The sequence below is a fragment of the Streptococcus plurextorum DSM 22810 genome, assembly GCF_000423745.1.
GTDB classification, from domain to species: domain Bacteria; phylum Bacillota; class Bacilli; order Lactobacillales; family Streptococcaceae; genus Streptococcus; species Streptococcus plurextorum.
Window position 1 is genome coordinate 17169 of record NZ_AUIO01000013.1, and the last position, 21737, is coordinate 38905.

The following is a 21737-nucleotide window of genomic DNA, read 5'->3' on the forward strand; positions in this document are numbered from 1 at the left end:
AGGCAGAGTCATTATCAGTTTGTACGAACTGGCGTAATGAGTTGAATGAAATTCTCACTGTTGTCACCAGGCGTTAGCGTAAATGGACGGACTGGAGAAATAAAACGAACAGTTACAGTGTCACTCTTAATAACTTTTAAGGCATCAATCAAATAGGTTGGGTTAAAACTGATGGTTAAATCGTTACCACTGAGGGTTTCAATATCAATTTCTTCATTAACCTTACCAACTTCAGGGGAGTTGACATGGGCACTGACTTTACCAGAAACAATCTCTAATTTTACAGTTCCACTTTGGCTAGCATTTGAAATGAGTTGCGCACGCTCCATTGAATGACGAAGAGAAGTCGTGTTAAAAGTCACTTCTGTTTCAAAAGTATTTGTCAAAAGACGGTCAGTATCTGGATAATTTCCCTCTAAAAGACGTGTATAGAATGACGTATGCTCGCTTCTAAACAAAACTTGACTTGGAGATAAAAATACTTCTACCTGTTCAATATCATCACCAAAAACAGCTGAAAATTCACGAAGTGAGCGGCTTGGAATAACGACGTCAAAATCATCAAAGACTTTCTCTAAATCAATTTGTCTTTGACTCATGCGATGAGAGTCTGTTGCCACTGCTTTAAAACGATTAGTTTTCAAAGTCATGTGGACACCTGTTAAAATAGGACGACTTTCCTGTGTACTTGCTGCAAATGCCGTTTGAGCAATAATGGATTTCAACATTTTTGTTTCCAACAAAAGTGGATGAGTGGTTGTCATTTCTTGGAGACGAGGGTATTGGTCAATATCCTTTCCTTTAAGCGTGATTTCAGATTTACCACTTCTAATCACCACCTGGTGATGCTCAATTTCTTCAAAATCAAGGCTAACATCTGGTAAGCTTGAGACAATATTGATAAAGAAGTTAGCTTCTAATAAGATGCTACCTGGCTCTGTAATTAAAAGCCCTGCGTTCTCATCCTCACTAGAAATGGTATTTTCAATTGAAATTTGCCCATTTGACCCTGTCAAAGTGATGGTTGATTTTGTAATGTCTAATTTAAGACTAGATAAAATAGGGATTGCATTTTTTGAGGAGATGGCACGTTTAGTTGCATTTAAAGCCTGAAGAAAATAAGCTTTATTGATAGAAAATTGAATCATAGATTCTCCTTTAGTTATTAAGTATTAGATTAGTAGTAGTAGTAGGTCTTGTGGATAAAGTGGAAAAATAGGCTTGATTCATACTGACTCTGGCCTTATACTTGTGCACAACTTGTGGAAAACTTTGCAATAATCGTTTCTTTTTCCACACTTATCTAAATTTTTGTCTAAGGGTATCGATTTCGATGCGTAGGCTATCGTCAATTTGCAAACTATTTTTGATTTTATTATAAGCGTGCAAGATAGTTGAGTGATCTCTTCCACCGAATTCTTTTCCGATTTTTGGAAGGCTATTATCAGTTAATTCACGCGCTAGGAAAATAGCGACTTGACGCGCTAAAACGATATTTTGATTGCGCTTTGTTGACTTAATTTCCTTGACAGAAACACCATAGAATTTGCCAACTTGATTTTGAATTTCTTCGATTGGGATGACAGAAGTGGTTATTGTTTCTTGTTTTTTGGCTCGAATAGCTTCTGCTGTAATGTCAACTGTAATAGTGTCAACCTTTTTGAACGAGGCCACTAAATTAATATTTTTAAGAGCGCCTTCCAATTCTCTGACATTTGAATCAAACTGTCCAGCTAGGTATTCAATAGCTTCAGGTAGAAAATGATAAGGATAGTCTTGAATTTTATCTTGTAAGATAGCAATCCTTGTTTCATAATCAGGCGGTGTAATGTCCTGTGTTAATCCCCAACTGAAGCGTGACACAAGACGTTCCTCCAAATTATCCAGATGATCTGGTGAACGGTCACTTGTTAAAACAATCTGTTTATTATTAGCATGAAGCGCATTAAAGGTATTGAAAAATTCCTCCTGCGTACCAGCCATTGTTTTCTTTGCCATATACTGGATATCATCAATCAAAAGAACATCGAGATGACGAAATTGTTCTTTTAATTCCTCCATGGTACCAAGTCTAATGGCTGTCGTGAATTCATTGATAAAATTCTCAGTTGTAATGTATTTGACACGAGCACGAGGATTGTCCTCCAGGACACTATTGCCGATAGCATTTAATAAATGGGTTTTACCTAGGCCAGGTCCACCCCAAATAAAGAGAGGATTGTACTGTGTACCAGGACTTCCTGATACAGCGAGAGCTGCTGCAAGCGCCCATTGGCTACCTTTACCTGATATAAAATTGTCAAATCGGTATTTAGAATTGAGATCAGAAGAAATAACTGGTAAGTTTGTTGCTTCTTTTGACAGCAAGGATTGAGCGGGTCCATGCAGTACTTCTGCTACATCATGTTCAGAAAGGTCTTCATAGCTGTAGTCAATCCAAATTTCTTGATTAAAGACTTCAAATCCAGCTGTCAAAACAATGTCAGTCAAATTACTCTTCCAATAAAGTTCTTTTTTTTCTTCTAGAAAAATTGTTGCGACTTGATTAGAGACACCGAGTAATTTTGCATCTGCAATGAAAAAATCAAAGACAGGTTGTGAGAATTTTTCTTTTGCTAATTCTAAAATCCGATTCCAAAAGAGCTGTTCATTTTCAGTCATTTTAGTCCTCTTTTTGAAATTATTGCTTTTATTTTATCATATTTTTATAAAGTTTTCCACAGTCAATTAATAGAATCTCCACAATGTGAATCGGAAGTTTTCCACAGGTGTGTAAAACAATCAGATTGACCAATATTATTGGGATTTTAGCCACTTTAAAGTGTTGATAATGATGTCGATAATAAAAAAGAAATCAACAACCTATTTTAGATTGTTGATAATTCTGTGGAAATCTTCTAAATTGGAAAAAGAGATGGTGACTTTTCCTTGATGAGATTTGTTAGATGAGATTTTTACAGGCAAGCCTAATATTTGACTGAGCTCTTTTTCTTTGTCTGCGATAAATGGATCAATCATTATTTTTTTAGAAGTGACTTTTTTGGAAATTAATTTTTCTACTTCTCTAACACTGAGTTGTTTGTCAATAATAACTCCTAACCAATGCAGCTGCTCTTTTTCATTTTTTAAACTAAGAAGGACACGCGCGTGACCTTGGCTAATATGTCCAGTTTCTACAGATTTTAAGATATTATCAGGAAGGTTTAAAAGACGCAAAAGATTACTGATATAGGGACGAGATTTCCCCATGTAGCGTGCCAAATCTTCGTGGGTAATTTGATTTTTATCAATCATTTGTTGGTAGGCCCTAGCCTCTTCAATAGGATTGAGATTTGATCTTTGTAGATTTTCAATAATAGCCTGCTTCATGCTATCTTCGTCTGAAATATCTTTAATGATGGCAGGAATTTCTGTCAAGCCAGCGATTTTAGATGCACGGAGTCTTCTTTCTCCTGCAATAAGTTCATAACCGTAAATAGGAGATTTACGAACAATAATTGGTTGAATCACACCATTTTCTTTTATAGATTCAGCTAACTCTTCTAATTCTAACTCATTAAAGGTTAGCCTTGGTTGATAGGGATTTCGCTGAATGGATTTTATATCTAATAACTGTAAACCTTCTGTCATAAGAACTCCTAAAAAAACTAGCTTTACACTATTGTAAAGCTAGTAGGTAAGTCTGTCAACTTAGTTGTCAGATAAATCTTGAGTAGATTTGCTCAGTGTGATTTCAAGACTTTGTTTATTTCCGTCACGGTAAAAAGTAACTTTGATTGTATCCCCAATACTATGACCGTAAAGAACACTTTGTAAGTCGCTTGAAGAGTTAACAGCTTCTCCATCAATTTCTGTGATGACATCGTATTTTTGGAGTTTGCCAGATGCAGGCATGTTATCTTGAACACTTGCAATGACGATACCAGCAGTGACGTCATCTGGAAGTTTCAATTGTTGGATGAGATTGGTTGATAGTTCACTAAGGCTAGCCATCCTAATACCTAGTGCAGGACGTTCTACGCTACCATTTTTTTCTAACTGGTTGATAATTTTTAGAACATCATTTGATGGAATAGCAAATCCCATACCTTCTACCGATGAACCAGAACTGATACTGGTGGAAGTTGATGAAATTTTACTTGAGTTGATTCCAATAACTTGACCTTGACTATTAACCAGAGCACCGCCAGAATTACCAGGATTGATTGCGGCATCTGTCTGAATAGCATTTGTTGAAATTGTCTGTCCCTGATCATTTTGCATAGTTACGGTACGGCTAAGACTGGATACAATACCAGAAGTAACAGAGTTAGCGTATTCTGTTCCCAGAGGGCTACCGATTGCAATTGCTGTTTCCCCAACAGTAATTGTATTTGAATCAGCAAATTCAGCAACAGTTTTGACGTTTTCTGAAGAGATTTTTACGACAGCTAAATCAGAATAAGTATCGCTTCCAACTAGTTCTCCAACAACTTTGGTACCGTCAGCCATGAGAATTTCAATTTGCTCTGCTCCTTCAATGACGTGATTATTGGTCACAATGTATGCAGACTCATTATCTTTTTTATAAATAACGCCTGAACCTTCACTAGCTACAGCAAACTCACTATCGCTTGAAGATGAATTTCCAAAGATACTTTGGTAACTAGATGAGGATTGCTTTTTGTAATTGATAACAGAAACAACAGCGTCTTGGACCACTTTTACAGCTTCAGTTGTGCTAGTTTCGTTTTTATAGGCTACTTTACTAACAGTCGTTGTAGCAGTTGAACTCGTATTACTTGAAAGAAATGAACTTCCTTGTAATAGTAAAAGTCCTGCTACCAAACCACCAACAAAACCAGCACTAATCATTATGATAAGTTTTATAGCTGAAGAAAAATTTTTTTTCATGATAGATGCCTCCTATTTTTTTAGTTTAAGAAAATTGGCTTAATTATACCTTAAAATAAGTCAAAAAGAAAGTTTCCACAGGTTGTGGAAAACTTGTGGAAAACATGATTTCTTTTGTGTAAAAAGCTCTGCTATTTTACTCATCATAAATATGATATAATCAAATCATGAAAATTAAAGTTATAACAGTAGGAAAACTAAAAGAAAAATATTTGAGAGATGGTATCGCTGAATACCAAAAACGCTTAGGACGATTTTGCAAGCTAGAGCTTGTTGAACTTTCGGATGAAAAAACACCAGATAAAGCTAGCTTGGCTGAAAATCAAGCTATTATGGAAAAAGAAGCTGATCGTATCATGGGTAAAATTTCAGATCGTGAATTTGTGATTGCTTTAGCTATTGAAGGAGAACAATTTCCGTCTGAAACTTTTAGTCAAATGCTATCAGAAATCACAGTAAAAGGTTTCTCAGATATTACTTTTATTATTGGAGGAAGTCTTGGTTTGGCCCCTAGGGTGAAGATGAGAGCTAATGTATTGATGAGTTTTGGAAAATTAACCTTACCACATCAGTTGATGAAATTAGTTCTCGTTGAGCAAATTTATCGAGCTTTTATGATTCAACAAGGAAGCCCTTATCACAAATAGAGAGATGACATGGAAGAAAATAAAAAAGACTATCATATTTTTGAAAAACGACGACTAGCAGCTTGCTTAACTTTTATTAGTGGATTCATCAATGCCTTTACCTATATTACTCAAGACGGTATTTTTGCTGGGGTTCAGTCTGGAAATGTCATCATGTGGGCACATCATGCAGCACAAGGCAATTGGCATAAAGTTGTAGATTTTACGATTCCTATTGTTTTTTTTATGATTGGGCAATGTTTAACCTACATCATTCATAAGTGGTTCACAAAGAGACGTGGTCTATGGTATTTTGGTGCTAGTTTTATTATGCTAGTTATTGTGATTATAACAGCCATTATGACACCGTTTCTACCTTCAATTTTTCCAGTGACGACTCTTGCTCTTGTTGCCTCAATCCAAGTAGAATCTTTCAGGAGTTTGAGGGGAGAGCCTTATGCTAATGTTATGATGACTGGCAATGTCAAAAACGCAGCTTTATTTTGTTTTAGAGGCCTTGTGGAAAAAAATCCTCATTTACTAAGAGCTGGTAAAAATATTTTTATTGTTATTTTTACTTTTGCTCTAGGTGTTGCTGTCTCTACCTTACTGTCTCAACGTTTGGGTGAATACGCTCTGATTTTTGCGATCATACCGCTCCTTTATGTCACAACTAGTCTATGGTTTGAAGAAAAAAATAAAAAAAGCTGGTAAAACCAGCTTTTTAGTGATCCCAGCAGGATTCGAACCTGCGACCGTTCGCTTAGAAGGCGAATGCTCTATCCAGCTGAGCTATGAGACCTTCAACCTTTTACATTCTACCAAAAAATGAAAAAAACTGCAATATTTTTCAAAAAAATAAGCAAAGGGGTGGACAAATTTAAACTATCTGCTATAATAGTATGAGTATTAAGTAATGACTTTGGTCCGTTGGTCAAGGGGTTAAGACACCGCCTTTTCACGGCGGTAACACGGGTTCGAATCCCGTACGGACTATTCATTTACTTGCTCCGTTGGTCAAGGGGTTAAGACACCGCCTTTTCACGGCGGTAACACGGGTTCGAATCCCGTACGGAGTATCTTAAAACTGCTGAGGCAGTTTTTTTATTTGTCATATATAAGACAAGAATAGCAAAAACTGCCTAGACAATAGTCTAAGCAGTTTTATTATTGAGCCCACAGCGCTTTCACTTTAGCCTGAACTTCTTCGTTTTCAAGGAATTCATCGTAAGTTTCGTCAATACGATCGATAACACCATTTTTAGAAATGACGACGATGTGATTGGCGATAGTCTGGATAAATTCATGGTCGTGACTGGCGAAGATAACTGATTCTTTGAAATCACGAACACCATCATTGAGGCTTGAAATGGATTCCAAATCCAAGTGATTGGTTGGATCATCTAGGATGAGGACATTAGATTTAAGAAGCATAAGTTTAGACAGCATAACGCGGACTTTTTCGCCTCCAGAAAGCACATTAACTGACTTTTTAACTTCGTCACCAGAGAAGAGCATGCGTCCTAAGAAACCACGAAGGAAGGTATCATCATCTTCTCCTTTGGCCGCAAATTGACGAAGCCACTCAAGGATAGACTCTCCGGTTGAAAAATCTTTGGTATTATCTTTAGGAAGGTAAGATTGTGAAGTTGTTACCCCCCACTTGATTGTTCCTTCGTAATCAATATCCCCTGCTAGTGCGCGCATAAGAGCGGTCGTCTGGATATCGTTTTCACCAATAATAGCTGTCTTATCACCTGGACGGAGGATGAAGCTGATATTATCAATGATTTTTTCACCATCGATAGTAACGGAGAGGTTTTCAACGGTCAAAAGGTCATTACCAATTTCGCGTTCTGCTTTGAAATTGATGAATGGGTATTTACGGCTTGATGGCACAATCTCTTCCAGTTCAATCTTATCAAGCATTTTTTTACGAGAAGTAGCTTGTTTAGATTTTGAGGCATTGGCAGAAAAGCGTGCGATAAAGTCTTGGAGTTCTTTGATTTTTTCTTCAGCTTTGGCATTGCGGTCTGCTTGAAGACGGGCAGCTAGTTCAGAAGATTGTTTCCAAAAGTCATAGTTTCCGACAAAGAGTTTGATTTTACCAAAGTCAAGGTCGGCCATATGGGTACATACCTTATTTAGGAAGTGACGGTCGTGAGATACGACGATGACAGTATTTTCAAAGTCGATGAGGAAATCTTCAAGCCAAGAAATCGATTGAATATCAAGACCGTTGGTCGGCTCGTCAAGAAGAAGAACATCTGGTTTACCAAAAAGGGCTTTTGCCAGGAGAACCTTGACTTTATCACCGTTTGCTAGTTCGCTCATGTTTTGGTAGTGGAGATCTTCAGAGATATTCAAGTTTTGGAGCAACTGAGATGCTTCACTTTCGGCTTCCCAGCCTCCCAACTCAGCAAATTCACCTTCAAGCTCTGCAGCACGTACACCATCTTCATCAGAGAAGTCTTCTTTCATGTAGATAGCGTCTTTTTCTTTCATGATAGCGTAGAGTTTTTCATTTCCCATGATAACCACATCGATGACACGGTCTTCTTCATAGTCGAAGTGGTTCTGACGAAGAACAGATAAGCGCTCATCTGGACCAAGAGAAACATGACCAGTTGAAGGTTCGATATCTCCAGCTAAGATTTTTAGGAAAGTTGATTTTCCGGCACCATTGGCACCGATAAGTCCATAAGTATTTCCTGCTGTAAACTTAATGTTTACCTCGTCAAAAAGTTTGCGGTCGCTAAAACGCAACGAAACGTCTGAAACTGTTAACACTATAATTACCTCGTCATTTTTCTATTCTTCTTATTTTAGCTAAAAAGGGTCATTTTTTCAATGATAAGACTATCCTGGCAGTAAAATATCCTCGTTTTCAGACAAGTATTTTTTAGTTAGACTAAAACCGCGGCCCATAACTTGACTGGCAGGCATAACAACGATAAAGGCTGTTTCATCTATTTTTAAAATTTCAGCTTGCAATTTTGGGAGTTCATGGCTTGTGATAGTAGCCATCAGCATGGTTTTGGAATCAGAACTGATGCCACCAAGTACTGGAATTTGAGTGACTCCTCGGTTAGCTTTTTCAGTAATGTATTGACGAATAGCTGCACTCTGTTCTGAAATAATCATGATATTTTTTGAGGAGTTAAAACCATTTTCCATAATTCTAACCACATAGGAAATGACGGTAAGAGCAATGATGGAATACATAACAGTGTCAGTATCAAAAGCAACAAACCCCATAGCAACACTAAAACCGTCAACTAAAGTCATGGCAGTTGCTAAAGAAAGGGGGGTATATTTGTTTAAAATTTGGGTAGGAATACCAGTTCCTCCGGTGGAGGAATTTCCCCAGAAAACCATACCCAGTCCAATACCCACTATAACTCCTCCGAAGATTGCTGCCAATAGTGGATTATGTGTCAAGGTTGGTAAACCTGCTGTCAACTTAATGGCATAAGGATAAATCCATGATCCATAAAATGTTTTAATAAAGGTCTCTTTCCCTAATAATACGAGACAGAGAATTAACAGAGGGACGTTAGTCAGCAAGAGAAAGGTTGAAGGATTCCAATTAAATAACTCTTGGAAACTAACAGATAGACCTACCATACCACCAGAGGCAATCTTATTAGCTAGAAACATCGTATTAAATCCTATTGCTGCAATGAAAGCTCCTGAAGTAACCAACAAAAAGTCAATGAAACGTTTTTTCATAAAAAATCCTTTAAAGCAAAATTAGCCCTTCTATTATCTCTTAAAACTAAGAACTTGGCAATATGAAAGCTTGACAAATTATTCTAAAATACATAAAATAGAGACATTCAGAAAGAGTAACCTTAAGACATTTTTAGAGAGCTGGTGGGTGCTGTGAGCCAGTAATGGAAAAGGTGAAATGGGCTGATGTTTCATGTGAAACGAACACATAAGTTTCAGGTTTAGTAGTCCTTATCCTACGATTTAAGATGACACTTTTATCAACGTATTGTAAATATCTGTCAATAAAGTGTCAACTGAGGTGGTACCGTGTATCAGTTATGATTATGCCCTCACGCTGTTTTCGGCGTGAGTTTTTTGTTAGTTAAGTGGGAGATTTTATGGAGAATATTTACCAAAAATTGAACAGGCATCGTATTATCGAGACGGAGCGCCTGGTTTTACGTCCGGTTACCCTAGCGGATGCAGCAGATATGTTTGCTTACGCATCAGATGCGGAAAATGTTCGGTGGACTTTTCCAGCTAATCAATCTCTGGAAGAAACCAAAAATATCATAGCAGCTATTTATTTAGCCAGTCCTCTTGGTAGATGGGGGATTGCATTAAAGGAGAGTGGGCAATTAATCGGCACACTTGATATGCACCACTTAGTAGAAAGTGTGGGAAGAGCGGAGTTTGGCTATACCTTAAATAAAGCCTTTTGGAATAAGGGCTATATGACAGAAGCTGCCCAAGCCTTCATTAAAGTGTTTTTTGAGGAATTGGGCATGAATTGCTTGATTGCTAGACATGATAAATCAAACCCAGCCTCAGGACGCGTCATGCAAAAAATTGGCATGACCTTTAGCCACGAAGAACCCTATGCTAAGGTGGATAAAAAAGACCCAAGCCGCATCGTTACGATGTGTCACTACCGTTTAACTAGAGATAGATTTTTGTCAACAAGTTGTAAACCTAGTTGACAATATTGTAAAAAAAAGGAGTAAAGAAATGTTTAAACAAATCATTTTAACAGGAGATCGTCCTACAGGAAAATTGCACCTAGGGCACTACATAGGTAGTCTCAAAAACCGAGTCAAGCTACAAAATGAAGGGCAATACGATATGTTTGTCTTCTTGGCAGATCAACAAGCACTCACAGATCATGCCAAAGAATCTGAAATCATCAAAGAATCAATAGGGAATGTGGCCTTAGATTATTTATCGGTTGGTCTTGACCCTACAAAATCTACTATCTTTATTCAGAGTCAGATTCCTGAATTGGCTGAATTGACCATGTACTATCTTAATTTAGTTTCTGTAGCTCGTCTTGAGCGTAACCCGACGGTTAAAACAGAAATTGCTCAAAAAGGATTTGGCGAGTCTATCCCATCTGGCTTTTTGGTTTATCCAGTTTCTCAAGCGGCAGACATCACAGCTTTTAAAGCTAATCTCGTTCCAGTTGGAACAGATCAAAAACCCATGATTGAGCAAACACGTGAAATTGTGCGTAGTTTTAATCACACCTATAAAACAGATGTTCTGGTCGAACCAGAAGGCTTATATCCTGAAAATGAAACCGCTGGTCGCTTACCAGGTATCGACGGTAATGCAAAAATGTCCAAATCTCTAGGTAATGGCATATACCTTTCAGATGACATGGATACGGTGAAAAAACGTGTTATGAGTATGTACACTGATCCAAATCACATCCGTGTTGAAGACCCAGGTCAAATAGAAGGCAATATGGTCTTTACTTATCTTGACGTCTTTGGACGTGAAGAGGATGCGGAAACTATTGCTGAGATGAAGGAACATTATCAACGGGGAGGTTTGGGTGATGTCAAAACAAAACGTTACCTTTTGGAGATTCTTGAACGAGAGCTAGCGCCGATTCGTGAGCGTCGCCTAGAGTATGCCAAAGATATGGGTGAGGTTTTCCGTATGCTTGAAAAAGGAAGTGAAGCAGCTCGTCAGGTTGCTGGTCAAACCTTATCTGAAGTTAAAGCAGCTATGGGAATTAATTACTTCTAATAACAGATTATTATACCTTCTAAACCGAACTTTGTTCGGTTTTTGATTTTTATCCAAAAATGAATAGAATTGGTTGACAAATGATTTTAGCATGGTATCATATAAAAAATACAAAGTCTGATAATTGACTTATTAAAAGAAAAGAGGTAGAAAAATGTCAAATTGGGACACTAAATTTTTGAAAAAAGGTTATACTTTTGATGATGTATTGCTTATTCCTGCAGAGAGCCATGTTCTTCCAAACGAAGTAGATATGTCAACTAAACTTGCCCCAAATTTGACATTGAATATCCCTGTTATTACTGCTGCTATGGACACCGTTACTGATAGTAAAATGGCTATTGCCATTGCCCGTGCAGGTGGTTTAGGTGTTATTCATAAAAATATGTCAATTACCGAACAGGCAGAGGAAGTCCGTAAGGTAAAGCGTTCAGAAAATGGTGTTATTCTAGATCCTTTTTTCTTAACCCCAAATGCTAAAGTTTCAGAAGCTGAAGAATTGATGCAACGCTATCGTATCAGTGGCGTACCAATTGTTGAAACACTTGAAAATCGCAGACTTGTTGGGATTATTACTAACCGAGATATGCGTTTTATTTCGGATTATAACAGTTCTATTTCAGAACATATGACCAGTGAAAATTTGGTAACAGCCCCGGTTGGTACAGATCTTAAAACAGCGGAGAGAATTCTTCACAAACATCGTATTGAAAAGTTGCCATTAGTTGATGATAATGGGCGTCTTTCTGGTTTGATCACAATCAAGGACATCGAAAAGGTTATTGAGTTCCCAAATGCAGCAAAAGATGAATTTGGACGACTTTTGGTAGCTGCTGCTGTTGGTGTGACATCAGATACTTTTGATCGTGCAGAGGCATTGTTCAATGCTGGCGCAGATGCCATTGTCATTGATACAGCTCATGGTCATTCTGCAGGTGTGCTTCGTAAGATTTCTGAAATTCGTGCTACATTCCCAGATAAGACTTTGATTGCAGGTAACATTGCGACTGCTGAAGGAGCACGTGCTCTGTATGAAGCGGGTGTCGATGTGGTTAAGGTAGGTATCGGACCTGGCTCTATTTGTACAACACGTGTTATTGCAGGTGTCGGTGTCCCTCAAGTAACGGCTATTTATGATGCAGCGGCTGTTGCCCGTGAATATGGTAAAACGATTATTGCTGATGGTGGTATTAAGTATTCAGGAGATATTGTCAAGGCACTTGCTGCTGGTGGAAATGCCGTTATGCTCGGGTCAATGTTTGCTGGTACGGATGAAGCACCAGGTGAAACGGAAATTTTCCAAGGTCGTAAGTACAAGTCTTACCGCGGTATGGGATCAATTGCTGCAATGAAGAAAGGCTCTAGTGATCGTTACTTCCAAGGTGCTGTGAATGAAGCAAATAAACTTGTTCCAGAAGGAATTGAAGGGCGTGTCGCTTATAAAGGTGCGGCTTCTGATATTGTATTTCAGTTAATTGGAGGCATTCGCTCAGGTATGGGCTACACGGGAGCAGCCAACATAAAAGCCTTACATGAATCGGCACAATTTATTGAAATGAGTGGAGCAGGATTGATTGAGAGTCACCCTCACGATGTTCAGATTACAAATGAAGCACCAAACTACTCCTTACACTAAAAATAAAAACACGGCAACTTTACAGTTGTCGTGTTTTTTGTAAACATAAAATTGACAATAACCTAGTCACTTAGAAATGGAACCTTTTTCGATATAGAAAAGGTTAATATCATCAGGGATATCTTTCAGGTGGTCTAAACTCGTTGTTGTGATAAAAGTTTGAACATTTTCGCTGATGATATTTTTTAGTAGTTTTGATTGACGGTTATTGTCAAGTTCACTCATCACATCGTCAAGTAAAAGAATAGGTTGTTCCCCTGTTATTTTTTGAAAAAGAGCAATTTCAGCCATTTTTAATGACAAAATAAGGCTACGTTGTTGCCCTTGGCTACAGAAGTCTCCGTTGATATCATTAAGATAGAATTCCAAGTCATCTCGATGTGGTCCAACACCCGTATTTTTTTTGAAAATATCACGGTTTCGACTTTGCTTTAACTGTTTGTCAAAGTTTACAGATATGTCAACTTTATCTGTAAAGACGATTGAAGACAGATAATTGATGCGTAATCTTTCTAGGTGGTTTGATATATTGAAATGGTGCCGATCTGCCTCTGCTTCTAGTTCTTTAATAAAATCATAGCGATGTTCGATGACTCTAGAGCCATAATAAACCAATTGTTCATCAAGTACATCTAAAAAAGTCTCATCAATGTTATCAGTTGTTTTCAAATAAGCGTTTCGTTGCTTGATGATGTGGTTATAATTTGATAAATCAGACAGATAAAGGGATTTCATTTGTCCAAGATCTATATCAATAAATTTTCTACGGAGCGCAGGGGAACCTTTAACTAGCTGTAAATCTTCTGGTGCAAATAAGACCACCGTCAAGTTTCCAATATAATCTGATAAACGTGATTGTTTCAGGTAATTGACTTTACTCGTTCGGCCTTTTGCTGTCAATTGGATGTCAAGACTAACCTTACCATTGACACGATTGACAACACCTGTCAATTGAGCTTGCTCTGTGTTGAAACGAATTAATTCCTTGTCAGATTTAGTTCGATGACTGCGGGTCAGGGATAAAAAATAGATTGCCTCCAAAAAGTTGGTTTTTCCTTGTGCATTTTCCCCAATAAAGATGTTTAGTTTAGGGGAAAAGGTTGCTGTTATTTGCTCATAATTTCTGTAATTAGCAAGAGTAATTGATTCGATCCACATGCTTTAGGTTCCAGGGAAGCGGACGGGACGATGCTCGGCTTCATGTTCTCTTCTTTTTTTATTAGGCTGCTGTTTTTTTGAGAAACTTGATTTTTGAGAGAGGCTCTTTTTATTGCTCTTATTAAGCTCCTTTACAAGATTAGCCACTCTTTTTTTCTCTGCTAGTTCTTCTTCATGTGCTTGACGTTCTGATAGACTAGGCTCTTTTAGGCGAATCATCAGATCTTTGTCTGGTAGTTCTACGAAATCACCATGGCGTAATTTTTTGCCACGTCGGTTTTCCCTTTCTCCATTAAAAAGAACGGTATTCGCAAGCAGAAAGTTTTTGGCTGCACCGCCACTATCAATGATGCCTAATTCTTTTAAAAGAGCCTGTAGGGTGATAAACTCATCAAATAAAGTATAATCCATAAAAATCCTCGACTTTCTGTAAAGATAATTATAGCACAAAATGGTATAATAAAAAGGATTAAATTTAGACGGGAATTGGTATGAAATTAGCAGAGGGTGTTGATTTACATTTTATTAAGACGGAGCAATTTAAAACAAATCATTTGACCTTTCGCTTTTCTGGGAAACGTCAGGTCAAAAATTTGGCTCGTCGTGCCTTGGTGGCTCAGATGTTAGCAACGGCTAGTGAGAATTATCCGACAACAAAGCATTTACGCGAACATCTGGCTACACTCTATGGTGCGCATCTTTCCACGAATATCATTACAAAGGGAAATATCCATATAATTGACATCGATATTTCTTTTGTCAGCAACAGATATGCTTTTGGTAAGAAAGATATTCTGATTGACATTTTACATTTGCTTAATGAATTACTTTTTCATCCTTTGATTTTCCTTGAAAAATATCAAACAAAAACCTTTGATTTAGAAAAAGCAAATTTGATACGCTATGTTGAAGCTGATAAGCAAGATCAGTTTTATATTAGTAACTTAGGTTTACAGGAACTTTACTATGATGATGAGGCTTTAAAACATCCTAAATATGGAAATGAAGAGCTTATTGCGAGGGAAAATGCTTTTACGGCCTATCAAGAATTTCAAAAAATGCTGAGAGAAGATAAAATTGATATTTTTCTCTTGGGTGATTTCGATGATTACCAAGTTGCAAGGCAGTTGATATCATTCTCATTTTCAGATAGGCCAATAAATTTACAAGCTTTTTACAAACAAGATTTCACTAATGTGGTTCGCGAACAAGTGCTGGTCAAAGAGAATAATCAATCGATTTTACAGTTAGGTTATCATATCCCTATTTACTACGGCGAGGAAAATTATTATGCTATGCTGATTGCAGAAGGGATTCTAGGAGGCTTTTCGCATTCTAAACTCTTCACAGAAATTCGCGAAAAAGATAATCTTGCTTATACGATTGACAGTCGTTATGATGCTTTTACAGGCTTTTTGAGAATATATGCTGGTATTGATCGGGAAAATAGGGCACAGATTTTTAAAGCCATTACCAAACAAATAAATGAGATAAAAATGGGACGTTTTTCGACTCAAATCATTAAACAAACAAAAGGTATGATTATAAGTCATGCTAAAATGTCTCTTGATAACCCTAAAATGATTATCGAACAGACCTACAATCGCTTATTACTTGGTCACAAGGGCGCAAACTTAGATGACTTTATTAATCATATTAATAACGTCACTAAGCGTGATATTATTGCAGCAATCGGATTAGTCAAATTACAAGCTGTTTACTTTTTGGAGGGAGAATACGATGAGTCGTCTAGAAAAAGTTGACTACCCCTTTTTAAATCAAGAAGTCTACTTTAGGCAGATGAATAATGGGATGACTGTCTACTATGTTCCTAAAAAAGACTTTCAAGAACGTTCGGCGGTGTTGACAGTTTCTTTTGGTTCAATTGACACCAAGTTTACCAAAAATGGTGAATCCATAACCTTCCCTTCTGGGATAGCACATTTTTTAGAGCATCAACTATTTGAATCAGAAACAGATGATGTCGGTGTCCAATTTTCTAAACTAGGTTCTGAAACGAATGCTTATACTAGTTTTGATAGAACTGCTTACTTTTTCTCTACGGTAGGTTCATTTGAAGAGTCACTAAAGTTGCTGTTGAACTTTACAGAAACTTTACATGTTAGTCAAGAAACGATTGACAAAGAGAAAAAAATTATTGAACAAGAAATTGCCATGTATCAGGATGATCCAGATTTTAGGCTTTATAATGGTGTTTTGGCTAATCTCTTTCCTGAAACAGCCCTTGCTACGGATGTAGCAGGAACAGTCGAATCGATAAATCAGATTTCTCTAGAAGATTTAAAAGAAAATTTTCACACTTTCTATCGTCCAGATTTTAAGAATTTAGTGCTTGTAGGAGATTTTGATGTCAGAGAAGTTGACAGAGTTGTCCGCAAGTGGGAACGTCCCAAACGTAAGACTCTACCAGAGATTTTGAAAACACCTTTAGTTTTAGAGCCACCTGTTGCGAAATCTTCTATTCGTATGGAAATTGCAACTCCAAAATTGGCACTTGGCTTTAGAAGTCAGCTGACAAGCTCGTTATCTTTAGCGGAAAAAAAATTAGCCTTACGGATTTTCTTAACCATGTTGTTTGGGTGGACGTCACAACGCTACCAAGATTGGTATGATAAGGGAAAAATTGACGACTCCTTTGACATTGAAATTGAAATTGCAGATCGTTATTGCTTTGTGATTATCGTGCTTGATACTGAACAACCGATTGCGATGGCGACCCAGATTAGAAAAGTGTTGAATACGTTTAATATGGATAAGGATTTAACGTCAAATCACCTAGATATCATTAAGCATGAATTTTATGGTGAATTCATCAGAAGTTTAGATAGTATAGAGGATTTGGGACATCAATTATTACAGTATCAAGACGGTAGACATTCGTATTTTGATTTGCCTAATGTATTGATGAATCTTGATTTAGAAACGGTGATATCTATTGGCCAAGAATTTTTTGGTCAAGCAGAGCGGACAGAATTTATCATTTTTCCCAAATGACATGACTTAAAGCTATTTTTTGATATAATAAAAATATTACAGAAAAGGAAATGAAAGATTATGATGAACGGTAAGATGGTCGGCGATATTTTGCGTGAAGCGCGTATCAATAAACAGTTGCAATTGACAGATATCCAAATAAGCACAGGAATTCCCACGCAGCATTTGCTGGCTTTGGAGCTTGATCAGTTTAGCTTGATTCCAGAGGAACATGTGGAAGACTACCTTGTAAAATTTGGAGAATTGGTTGGATTAGATGGAGAAAGTCTCCTTCAACAATACAAAGAACAAATTTCTTTCCAAAGCACTCTTCCACATTTTTCGAGTGTAGAGCCAGCATTTTCTGATGTTAGTAATGCAGATACTGATGAGGAAATGGAAGAAGGTGAGCGCAGGGTTCACCGCCGTCGTGGAAATCATCGTGAGAAGAAGCAAAAGAAATCCAAATTACCGGCAATTATCTTTAGTCTTTTAGGTCTTGCTATTATTGCACTGGTTGGGTATTTTGCAGTTAAAGAGTTTCCGTTTTTCACAGGTTCAAATCAGGAGACTACCACAGAGAGTGAAACCAGGGAGGCAACAACAGCAACTACTATCAGTGAGACAACAGTGACCGAAGCTACTGCAACACCAGTCAAGGTGGAAGCACAAGCCGAAGGTGGCTTCTTGGCTACTGTAAAGTCAGCTAAAGACAGTGTCAATGTGGTCTTTACATTGATAGAGGGAGCAAGCTGGGTGTCTCTTAATGATGGTGTTAATGGTGATCAAGGAACAACTATCAATGCCGAACAAAAAGAATTCACAGTCACAGTAGCTAAAGGATCAAGTTCATACGTGACTATCGGTATCCTTCCATCGACAAAAGTAACTGTTGATGGCCAAGAGATTGATTTATCTGCCCTAACAGGTTATAGCCCAGCTAACTTTACGCTGACAGTAGAATAGAGAGATTATGTTTGATAAAAAAGAAAATATTCCTAACTTATTGACGGTTGGAAGAATTGTTCTGATTCCGGTGTTTTTACTTCTAGCTTCCATTCCAAATGCTAAGGTTTGGCATATTTTAGCAGGTATTATTTTTGCTGTTGCTAGTGCCACAGATTATTTAGATGGTTACTTGGCCCGTAAATGGCATGTTGTCACTAATTTTGGAAAATTTGCAGATCCTTTAGCAGATAAAATGTTGGTTATGTCGGCTTTTATCATGTTAGTAGGTCTAAATATGGTTCCGGCGTGGGTATCTGCTCTGATTATTTGTCGTGAACTAGCAGTAACAGGCTTACGACTCCTTCTGGTTGAGACAGGTGGAGAAGTATTAGCTGCGGCAATGCTTGGAAAAATAAAGACAGCAACTCAGATGTTAGCCATTATATTATTGCTCTTCCATTTTAGTCTTGCTGGTCAAATCATGCTTTATACCTCACTCTTTTTTACTCTTTATTCGGGGTATGATTATTTTAGAGGTGCTGCCTTTCTGTTCAAGGATACTTTTAGCAAATGATTGATGTAAAAAATGTAACCTTTCGTTATGATGAACAAGAACAACCCACTTTGAATCAGGTATCGTTTCACGTGAAACGTGGCGAATGGTTATCCATTGTGGGCCATAATGGTTCTGGAAAATCAACAACGGTTAGGTTGATAGATGGGCTTTTAGAAGCAGAATCGGGAGAAATTTGGATTGATGGACAGCTCCTAACAGAGGAAAATGTTTGGGCGATTCGTCACAAGATTGGGATGGTTTTCCAAAATCCAGATAATCAATTTGTTGGTGCAACGGTTGAGGATGATGTCGCCTTTGCTTTGGAAAATAAAGGTGTACCTTACGAGGAGATGGTTGCGCGTGTTAATGAAGCTTTAGAAATGGTTGGCATGTCTGAATTTAAGACAAAGGAACCAGCTCGATTGTCTGGTGGACAAAAACAACGCGTAGCTATTGCTGGTGTCCTGGCTATGAAACCTGATATTTTAATTCTAGATGAAGCCACTAGCATGCTTGATCCAGAAGGTCGTCTCGATTTAATTAAGCTCATGCAGAAAGTTCGTCAGGAACAGGACATGACGATTATTTCAATCACTCATGATTTGGATGAAGTTGCTCTCAGTGATCGTGTTATGGTTATGAAAGAGGGGGAAGTCGAGTCTTACGTGACACCAGTTCAGCTTTTTGCAAGAGGTAAAGAGCTAGTTGACATTGGGCTTGACAGTCCCTTTACAACAAATCTTATCAAAGATTTATCAGATACGTATCGTTTTAGTGCAACTTATTTAACAGAAGAGGAACTAGAAGAAGAATTATGGGCATTACTCTCAAAAATGTGAGCTACACCTACCAATCGGGAACGCCATTTGAAGGGCGTGCCCTTTTTGACGTCAGTCTAACGATTGAAAAGGGAAGTTACACTGCTTTTATAGGGCACACAGGTTCTGGGAAATCAACGCTTATGCAACTTCTAAACGGCCTCAATATTCCAACATCAGGAAGTGTCAAAATTAATGAACGTGTCATCACTTCAAAGTCCAAACCTAAAGATATCAAACAACTTCGTCAACAAGTTGGTCTTGTTTTTCAATTTCCAGAAAGTCAACTTTTTGAGGAGACAGTGCTTAAAGATGTAGCCTTTGGTCCTCAAAATTTCGGGGTTTCCAAAGAGAAGGCAGAGCAGACTGCTAGACAAAAGTTACAAATGGTGGGCATTTCAGAGGAACTCTTTGAAAAAAATCCTTTTGAGTTGTCAGGAGGACAGATGCGTCGTGTTGCTATTGCAGGAATTTTAGCAATGGAACCTGAAGTTCTAGTTTTAGATGAGCCGACGGCGGGCCTGGATCCTAATGGACGAAGAGAATTAATGACTCTTTTTAAAGAACTCCACAACTCTGGTTTGACGATTGTATTGGTGACTCACCTAATGGATGACGTTGCAGATTATGCAGACTTTGTTCATGTTTTAGAAAAAGGGAGATTGGTTCGTTCGGGAACACCTAAAGAAATTTTCCAAGAGGTTGAGTTTTTAGAAGAAAAGCAACTTGGCCTTCCAAAAATAACTCAGCTAGCACGATCGTTAGAGGCGCGTGGATTTGCCTTTTCCACACTTCCTATAACGATCAAAGAGTTTAAGGAGGCCATAAATGGATAAACTCATTTTAGGACGCTATATTCCAGGAAAGTCTTTTGTTCACAGCCTAGATCCGAGAAGTAAATTACTTGCGATGTCTATCTATTTGATTGCTATTTTTTGGGCTAACAATGTGATAACCAATCTGATTTTGTTTATTTTTACCTTTATTGCGATCCGATTATCAGGTATTAAAATTAGCTTCTTTTTCCGTGGGGTCAGACCCATGATTGGGATAATCCTCTTCACCACACTTTTCCAATTATTTTTTGTGAGTGGTGGAAAACTGTTATGGAGCTTTGCCTTTTTAAAAATTACCTCACTTGGCTTATCTCAATCTGCCATTATTTTCACACGATTTGTTTTGATCATTTTCTTTTCAACTCTTTTAACATTGACTACTACTCCCTTGAGTCTTGCTGATGCAGTTGAATCATTACTGAGTCCTTTGAAAAGAATCAAAGTTCCTGCACATGAGATTGGATTAATGCTTTCCTTAAGTCTACGATTTGTACCAACCTTAATGGATGATACGACTCGTATCATGAATGCTCAAAAAGCACGTGGCGTAGACTTTGGAGAAGGTAGCATGTTTCAAAAAGTAAAATCAATTATCCCTATCTTGATACCCTTATTTGCTTCAAGTTTTAAACGGGCAGATGCACTTGCTATAGCTATGGAATCAAGGGGATATCAAGGTGGAGAAGGACGAACAAAGTATCGCCGTCTAAAATGGCAACATAGGGATAGTTTACTCATATTGACAATTCTTATATTAGCTATGTGCTTATTTCTATTGAAAAATGCCTAAACTCTGTCAACAACTTTACAAAAATAGTCAACTTTACATCTTTTTGTAAAGAAAACGTAACAATAGTATGCTAGACTGGTAGAGTATAAGAATAAAAGGAAATGATTTTATGGTATATAGCAGAGTCAAGAGACGTAATGCTAAGAAAAAAACACGTTTGCAGATTGGTTTAGGTCTTCTGACGACAGGTGTGGCTTTTGCCCTATCCAATCAATCTGTTAACACAGATTCTTATGTTGGACTTTTGGAAAATGATAAATTATCAGGGAATATTAACGTTACTGCATTAGAAACGCCACTTCCTTTGACTGCGCAAATTTCTTCTGTAGTTCCTAGCAATGTGACTTCAGTTGCTAAAGAATCTATGAAGTTAATCAATAACTTTGGATCTCTAGCACCTTCAAGATCTGTCGCTTCAGAGAAATATTCAGCTACGGTTCAACATACAAATGTGCTAGCTAGTTATACAGGTATCTTAGCAAATGGAAATACAGCTGGTGTGATTGGTTCAGAGGCAGCAGCAGAAATGGCTGCAAGAACTGGCGTGCCACAGCAAACTTGGGAGTATATTATTGCTCGTGAGTCAAACGGAAATCCGAATATTGCTAATCCTTCTGGGGCATCAGGTTTATTCCAGACCATGCCAGGATGGGGCTCAACAGCAACTGTTGAGGATCAAATTAATGCTGCAGAAAATGCCTATAGAAACCAAGGGCTAGCAGCTTGGGGATTATAGT

Annotated in this window: 21 protein-coding genes and 3 tRNA genes; 15 read left to right on the plus strand and 9 right to left on the minus strand. The window is 37.7% G+C overall.

All coding sequences use genetic code 11. The features are described from left to right. Window positions 1-14: 14 nt before the first annotated feature. The 4 genes from dnaN to G575_RS0108900 form a co-directional block, all read right to left on the minus strand. Window positions 15-1148 (minus strand): DNA polymerase III subunit beta, encoded by a 1134-nt coding sequence (dnaN, locus tag G575_RS0108885; RefSeq protein WP_027972421.1) that lies wholly within the window; start codon window positions 1146-1148, stop codon window positions 15-17. Between the two features lie 151 nt (window positions 1149-1299). After that, on the minus strand, window positions 1300-2661 hold the full coding sequence (dnaA, locus tag G575_RS0108890; protein WP_027972422.1) for a chromosomal replication initiator protein DnaA: 1362 nt from the start codon (window positions 2659-2661) through the stop codon (window positions 1300-1302). Window positions 2662-2862: 201 nt separating this feature from the next. Then, on the minus strand, window positions 2863-3630 hold the full coding sequence (locus G575_RS0108895; RefSeq protein WP_027972423.1) for a ParB/RepB/Spo0J family partition protein: 768 nt from the start codon (window positions 3628-3630) through the stop codon (window positions 2863-2865). A gap of 60 nt (window positions 3631-3690) precedes the next feature. Beyond that, window positions 3691-4893 (minus strand): S1C family serine protease, encoded by a 1203-nt coding sequence (locus tag G575_RS0108900; protein WP_037622949.1) that lies wholly within the window; start codon window positions 4891-4893, stop codon window positions 3691-3693. Window positions 4894-5060: 167 nt separating this feature from the next. Here G575_RS0108900 and rlmH point away from each other — a divergent pair, with 167 nt between their 5' ends. Next, window positions 5061-5540 (plus strand): 23S rRNA (pseudouridine(1915)-N(3))-methyltransferase RlmH, encoded by a 480-nt coding sequence (gene rlmH / locus G575_RS0108905; RefSeq protein WP_027972425.1) that lies wholly within the window; start codon window positions 5061-5063, stop codon window positions 5538-5540. 9 nt (window positions 5541-5549) lie between these two features. Then, window positions 5550-6233, plus strand: coding sequence for a YoaK family protein (locus tag G575_RS0108910; protein WP_027972426.1), 684 nt, complete (start codon window positions 5550-5552; stop codon window positions 6231-6233). A 14-nt stretch (window positions 6234-6247) separates the two neighbouring features. On the opposite strand, the gene G575_RS0108915 is transcribed toward G575_RS0108910, so the two are convergent. Beyond that, window positions 6248-6321 (minus strand) — tRNA-Arg (locus G575_RS0108915). Between the two features lie 122 nt (window positions 6322-6443). Here G575_RS0108915 and G575_RS0108920 point away from each other — a divergent pair. After that, window positions 6444-6515, plus strand: a tRNA-Glu gene (locus G575_RS0108920). Window positions 6516-6526: 11 nt separating this feature from the next. After that, a tRNA-Glu gene (locus G575_RS0108925) sits at window positions 6527-6598 on the plus strand. A gap of 88 nt (window positions 6599-6686) precedes the next feature. On the opposite strand, the gene G575_RS0108930 is transcribed toward G575_RS0108925, so the two are convergent. Next, window positions 6687-8309, minus strand: coding sequence for an ATP-binding cassette domain-containing protein (locus G575_RS0108930; protein WP_027972427.1), 1623 nt, complete (start codon window positions 8307-8309; stop codon window positions 6687-6689). A gap of 69 nt (window positions 8310-8378) precedes the next feature. Next, window positions 8379-9251 carry a YitT family protein gene (locus tag G575_RS0108935; RefSeq protein ID WP_027972428.1) on the minus strand — a complete coding sequence of 291 codons (873 nt, stop codon included), beginning with the start codon at window positions 9249-9251 and terminating at the stop codon, window positions 8379-8381. Between the two features lie 380 nt (window positions 9252-9631). On the opposite strand from G575_RS0108935, the gene G575_RS0108940 reads away from it, so the two are divergent. The 3 genes from G575_RS0108940 to guaB all read left to right on the plus strand — a co-directional run bounded on the left by G575_RS0108940 (window position 9632) and on the right by guaB (window position 12900). Next, the gene (locus G575_RS0108940) at window positions 9632-10213 is read left to right on the plus strand and encodes a GNAT family N-acetyltransferase (protein WP_027972429.1); all 582 of its coding nucleotides are present in this window, start codon (window positions 9632-9634) and stop codon (window positions 10211-10213) included. A gap of 28 nt (window positions 10214-10241) precedes the next feature. Beyond that, window positions 10242-11264 (plus strand): tryptophan--tRNA ligase, encoded by a 1023-nt coding sequence (gene trpS, locus G575_RS0108945; protein WP_027972430.1) that lies wholly within the window; start codon window positions 10242-10244, stop codon window positions 11262-11264. 154 nt (window positions 11265-11418) lie between these two features. Then, window positions 11419-12900: an IMP dehydrogenase gene (gene guaB / locus G575_RS0108950; protein ID WP_027972431.1), complete on the plus strand. Its 1482-nt coding sequence runs from the start codon at window positions 11419-11421 to the stop codon at window positions 12898-12900. Window positions 12901-12966: 66 nt separating this feature from the next. Here guaB and recF read toward each other — a convergent pair whose 3' ends face one another. After that, window positions 12967-14058 (minus strand): DNA replication/repair protein RecF, encoded by a 1092-nt coding sequence (gene recF / locus G575_RS0108955; RefSeq protein ID WP_027972432.1) that lies wholly within the window; start codon window positions 14056-14058, stop codon window positions 12967-12969. 3 nt (window positions 14059-14061) lie between these two features. Beyond that, window positions 14062-14469: a S4 domain-containing protein YaaA gene (gene yaaA / locus G575_RS0108960; protein WP_027972433.1), complete on the minus strand. Its 408-nt coding sequence runs from the start codon at window positions 14467-14469 to the stop codon at window positions 14062-14064. 80 nt (window positions 14470-14549) lie between these two features. Here yaaA and yfmF point away from each other — a divergent pair, with 80 nt between their 5' ends. The 8 genes from yfmF to G575_RS12595 all read left to right on the plus strand — a co-directional run bounded on the left by yfmF (window position 14550) and on the right by G575_RS12595 (window position 21736). Then, the gene (yfmF, locus tag G575_RS0108965; protein ID WP_027972434.1) at window positions 14550-15821 is read left to right on the plus strand and encodes an EF-P 5-aminopentanol modification-associated protein YfmF; all 1272 of its coding nucleotides are present in this window, start codon (window positions 14550-14552) and stop codon (window positions 15819-15821) included. Continuing rightward, window positions 15799-17073, plus strand: coding sequence for an EF-P 5-aminopentanol modification-associated protein YfmH (yfmH, locus tag G575_RS0108970; protein ID WP_027972435.1), 1275 nt, complete (start codon window positions 15799-15801; stop codon window positions 17071-17073). The genes yfmF and yfmH overlap by 23 nt, the downstream gene beginning before the upstream one ends. Window positions 17074-17133: 60 nt before the next feature. Next, window positions 17134-18018, plus strand: coding sequence for a helix-turn-helix domain-containing protein (locus tag G575_RS0108975; protein ID WP_027972436.1), 885 nt, complete (start codon window positions 17134-17136; stop codon window positions 18016-18018). Between the two features lie 7 nt (window positions 18019-18025). Further along, window positions 18026-18574, plus strand: coding sequence for a CDP-diacylglycerol--glycerol-3-phosphate 3-phosphatidyltransferase (gene pgsA, locus G575_RS0108980; RefSeq protein ID WP_027972437.1), 549 nt, complete (start codon window positions 18026-18028; stop codon window positions 18572-18574). Beyond that, window positions 18571-19395, plus strand: a complete 825-nt coding sequence (locus G575_RS0108985) for an energy-coupling factor ABC transporter ATP-binding protein (protein WP_027972438.1) — start codon at window positions 18571-18573, stop codon at window positions 19393-19395. The genes pgsA and G575_RS0108985 overlap by 4 nt, the downstream gene beginning before the upstream one ends. Further along, window positions 19371-20210 carry an energy-coupling factor ABC transporter ATP-binding protein gene (locus G575_RS0108990; RefSeq protein WP_027972439.1) on the plus strand — a complete coding sequence of 280 codons (840 nt, stop codon included), beginning with the start codon at window positions 19371-19373 and terminating at the stop codon, window positions 20208-20210. The genes G575_RS0108985 and G575_RS0108990 overlap by 25 nt, the downstream gene beginning before the upstream one ends. Further along, complete coding sequence (locus G575_RS0108995; protein ID WP_027972440.1) at window positions 20203-21000, plus strand: energy-coupling factor transporter transmembrane component T family protein; 798 nt, start codon at window positions 20203-20205, stop codon at window positions 20998-21000. The genes G575_RS0108990 and G575_RS0108995 overlap by 8 nt, the downstream gene beginning before the upstream one ends. A gap of 109 nt (window positions 21001-21109) precedes the next feature. Continuing rightward, entirely contained in the window at window positions 21110-21736 is a 627-nt protein-coding gene (locus tag G575_RS12595) for a transglycosylase SLT domain-containing protein (RefSeq protein WP_027972441.1), read from the plus strand. Window position 21737: the final 1 nt, after the last annotated feature.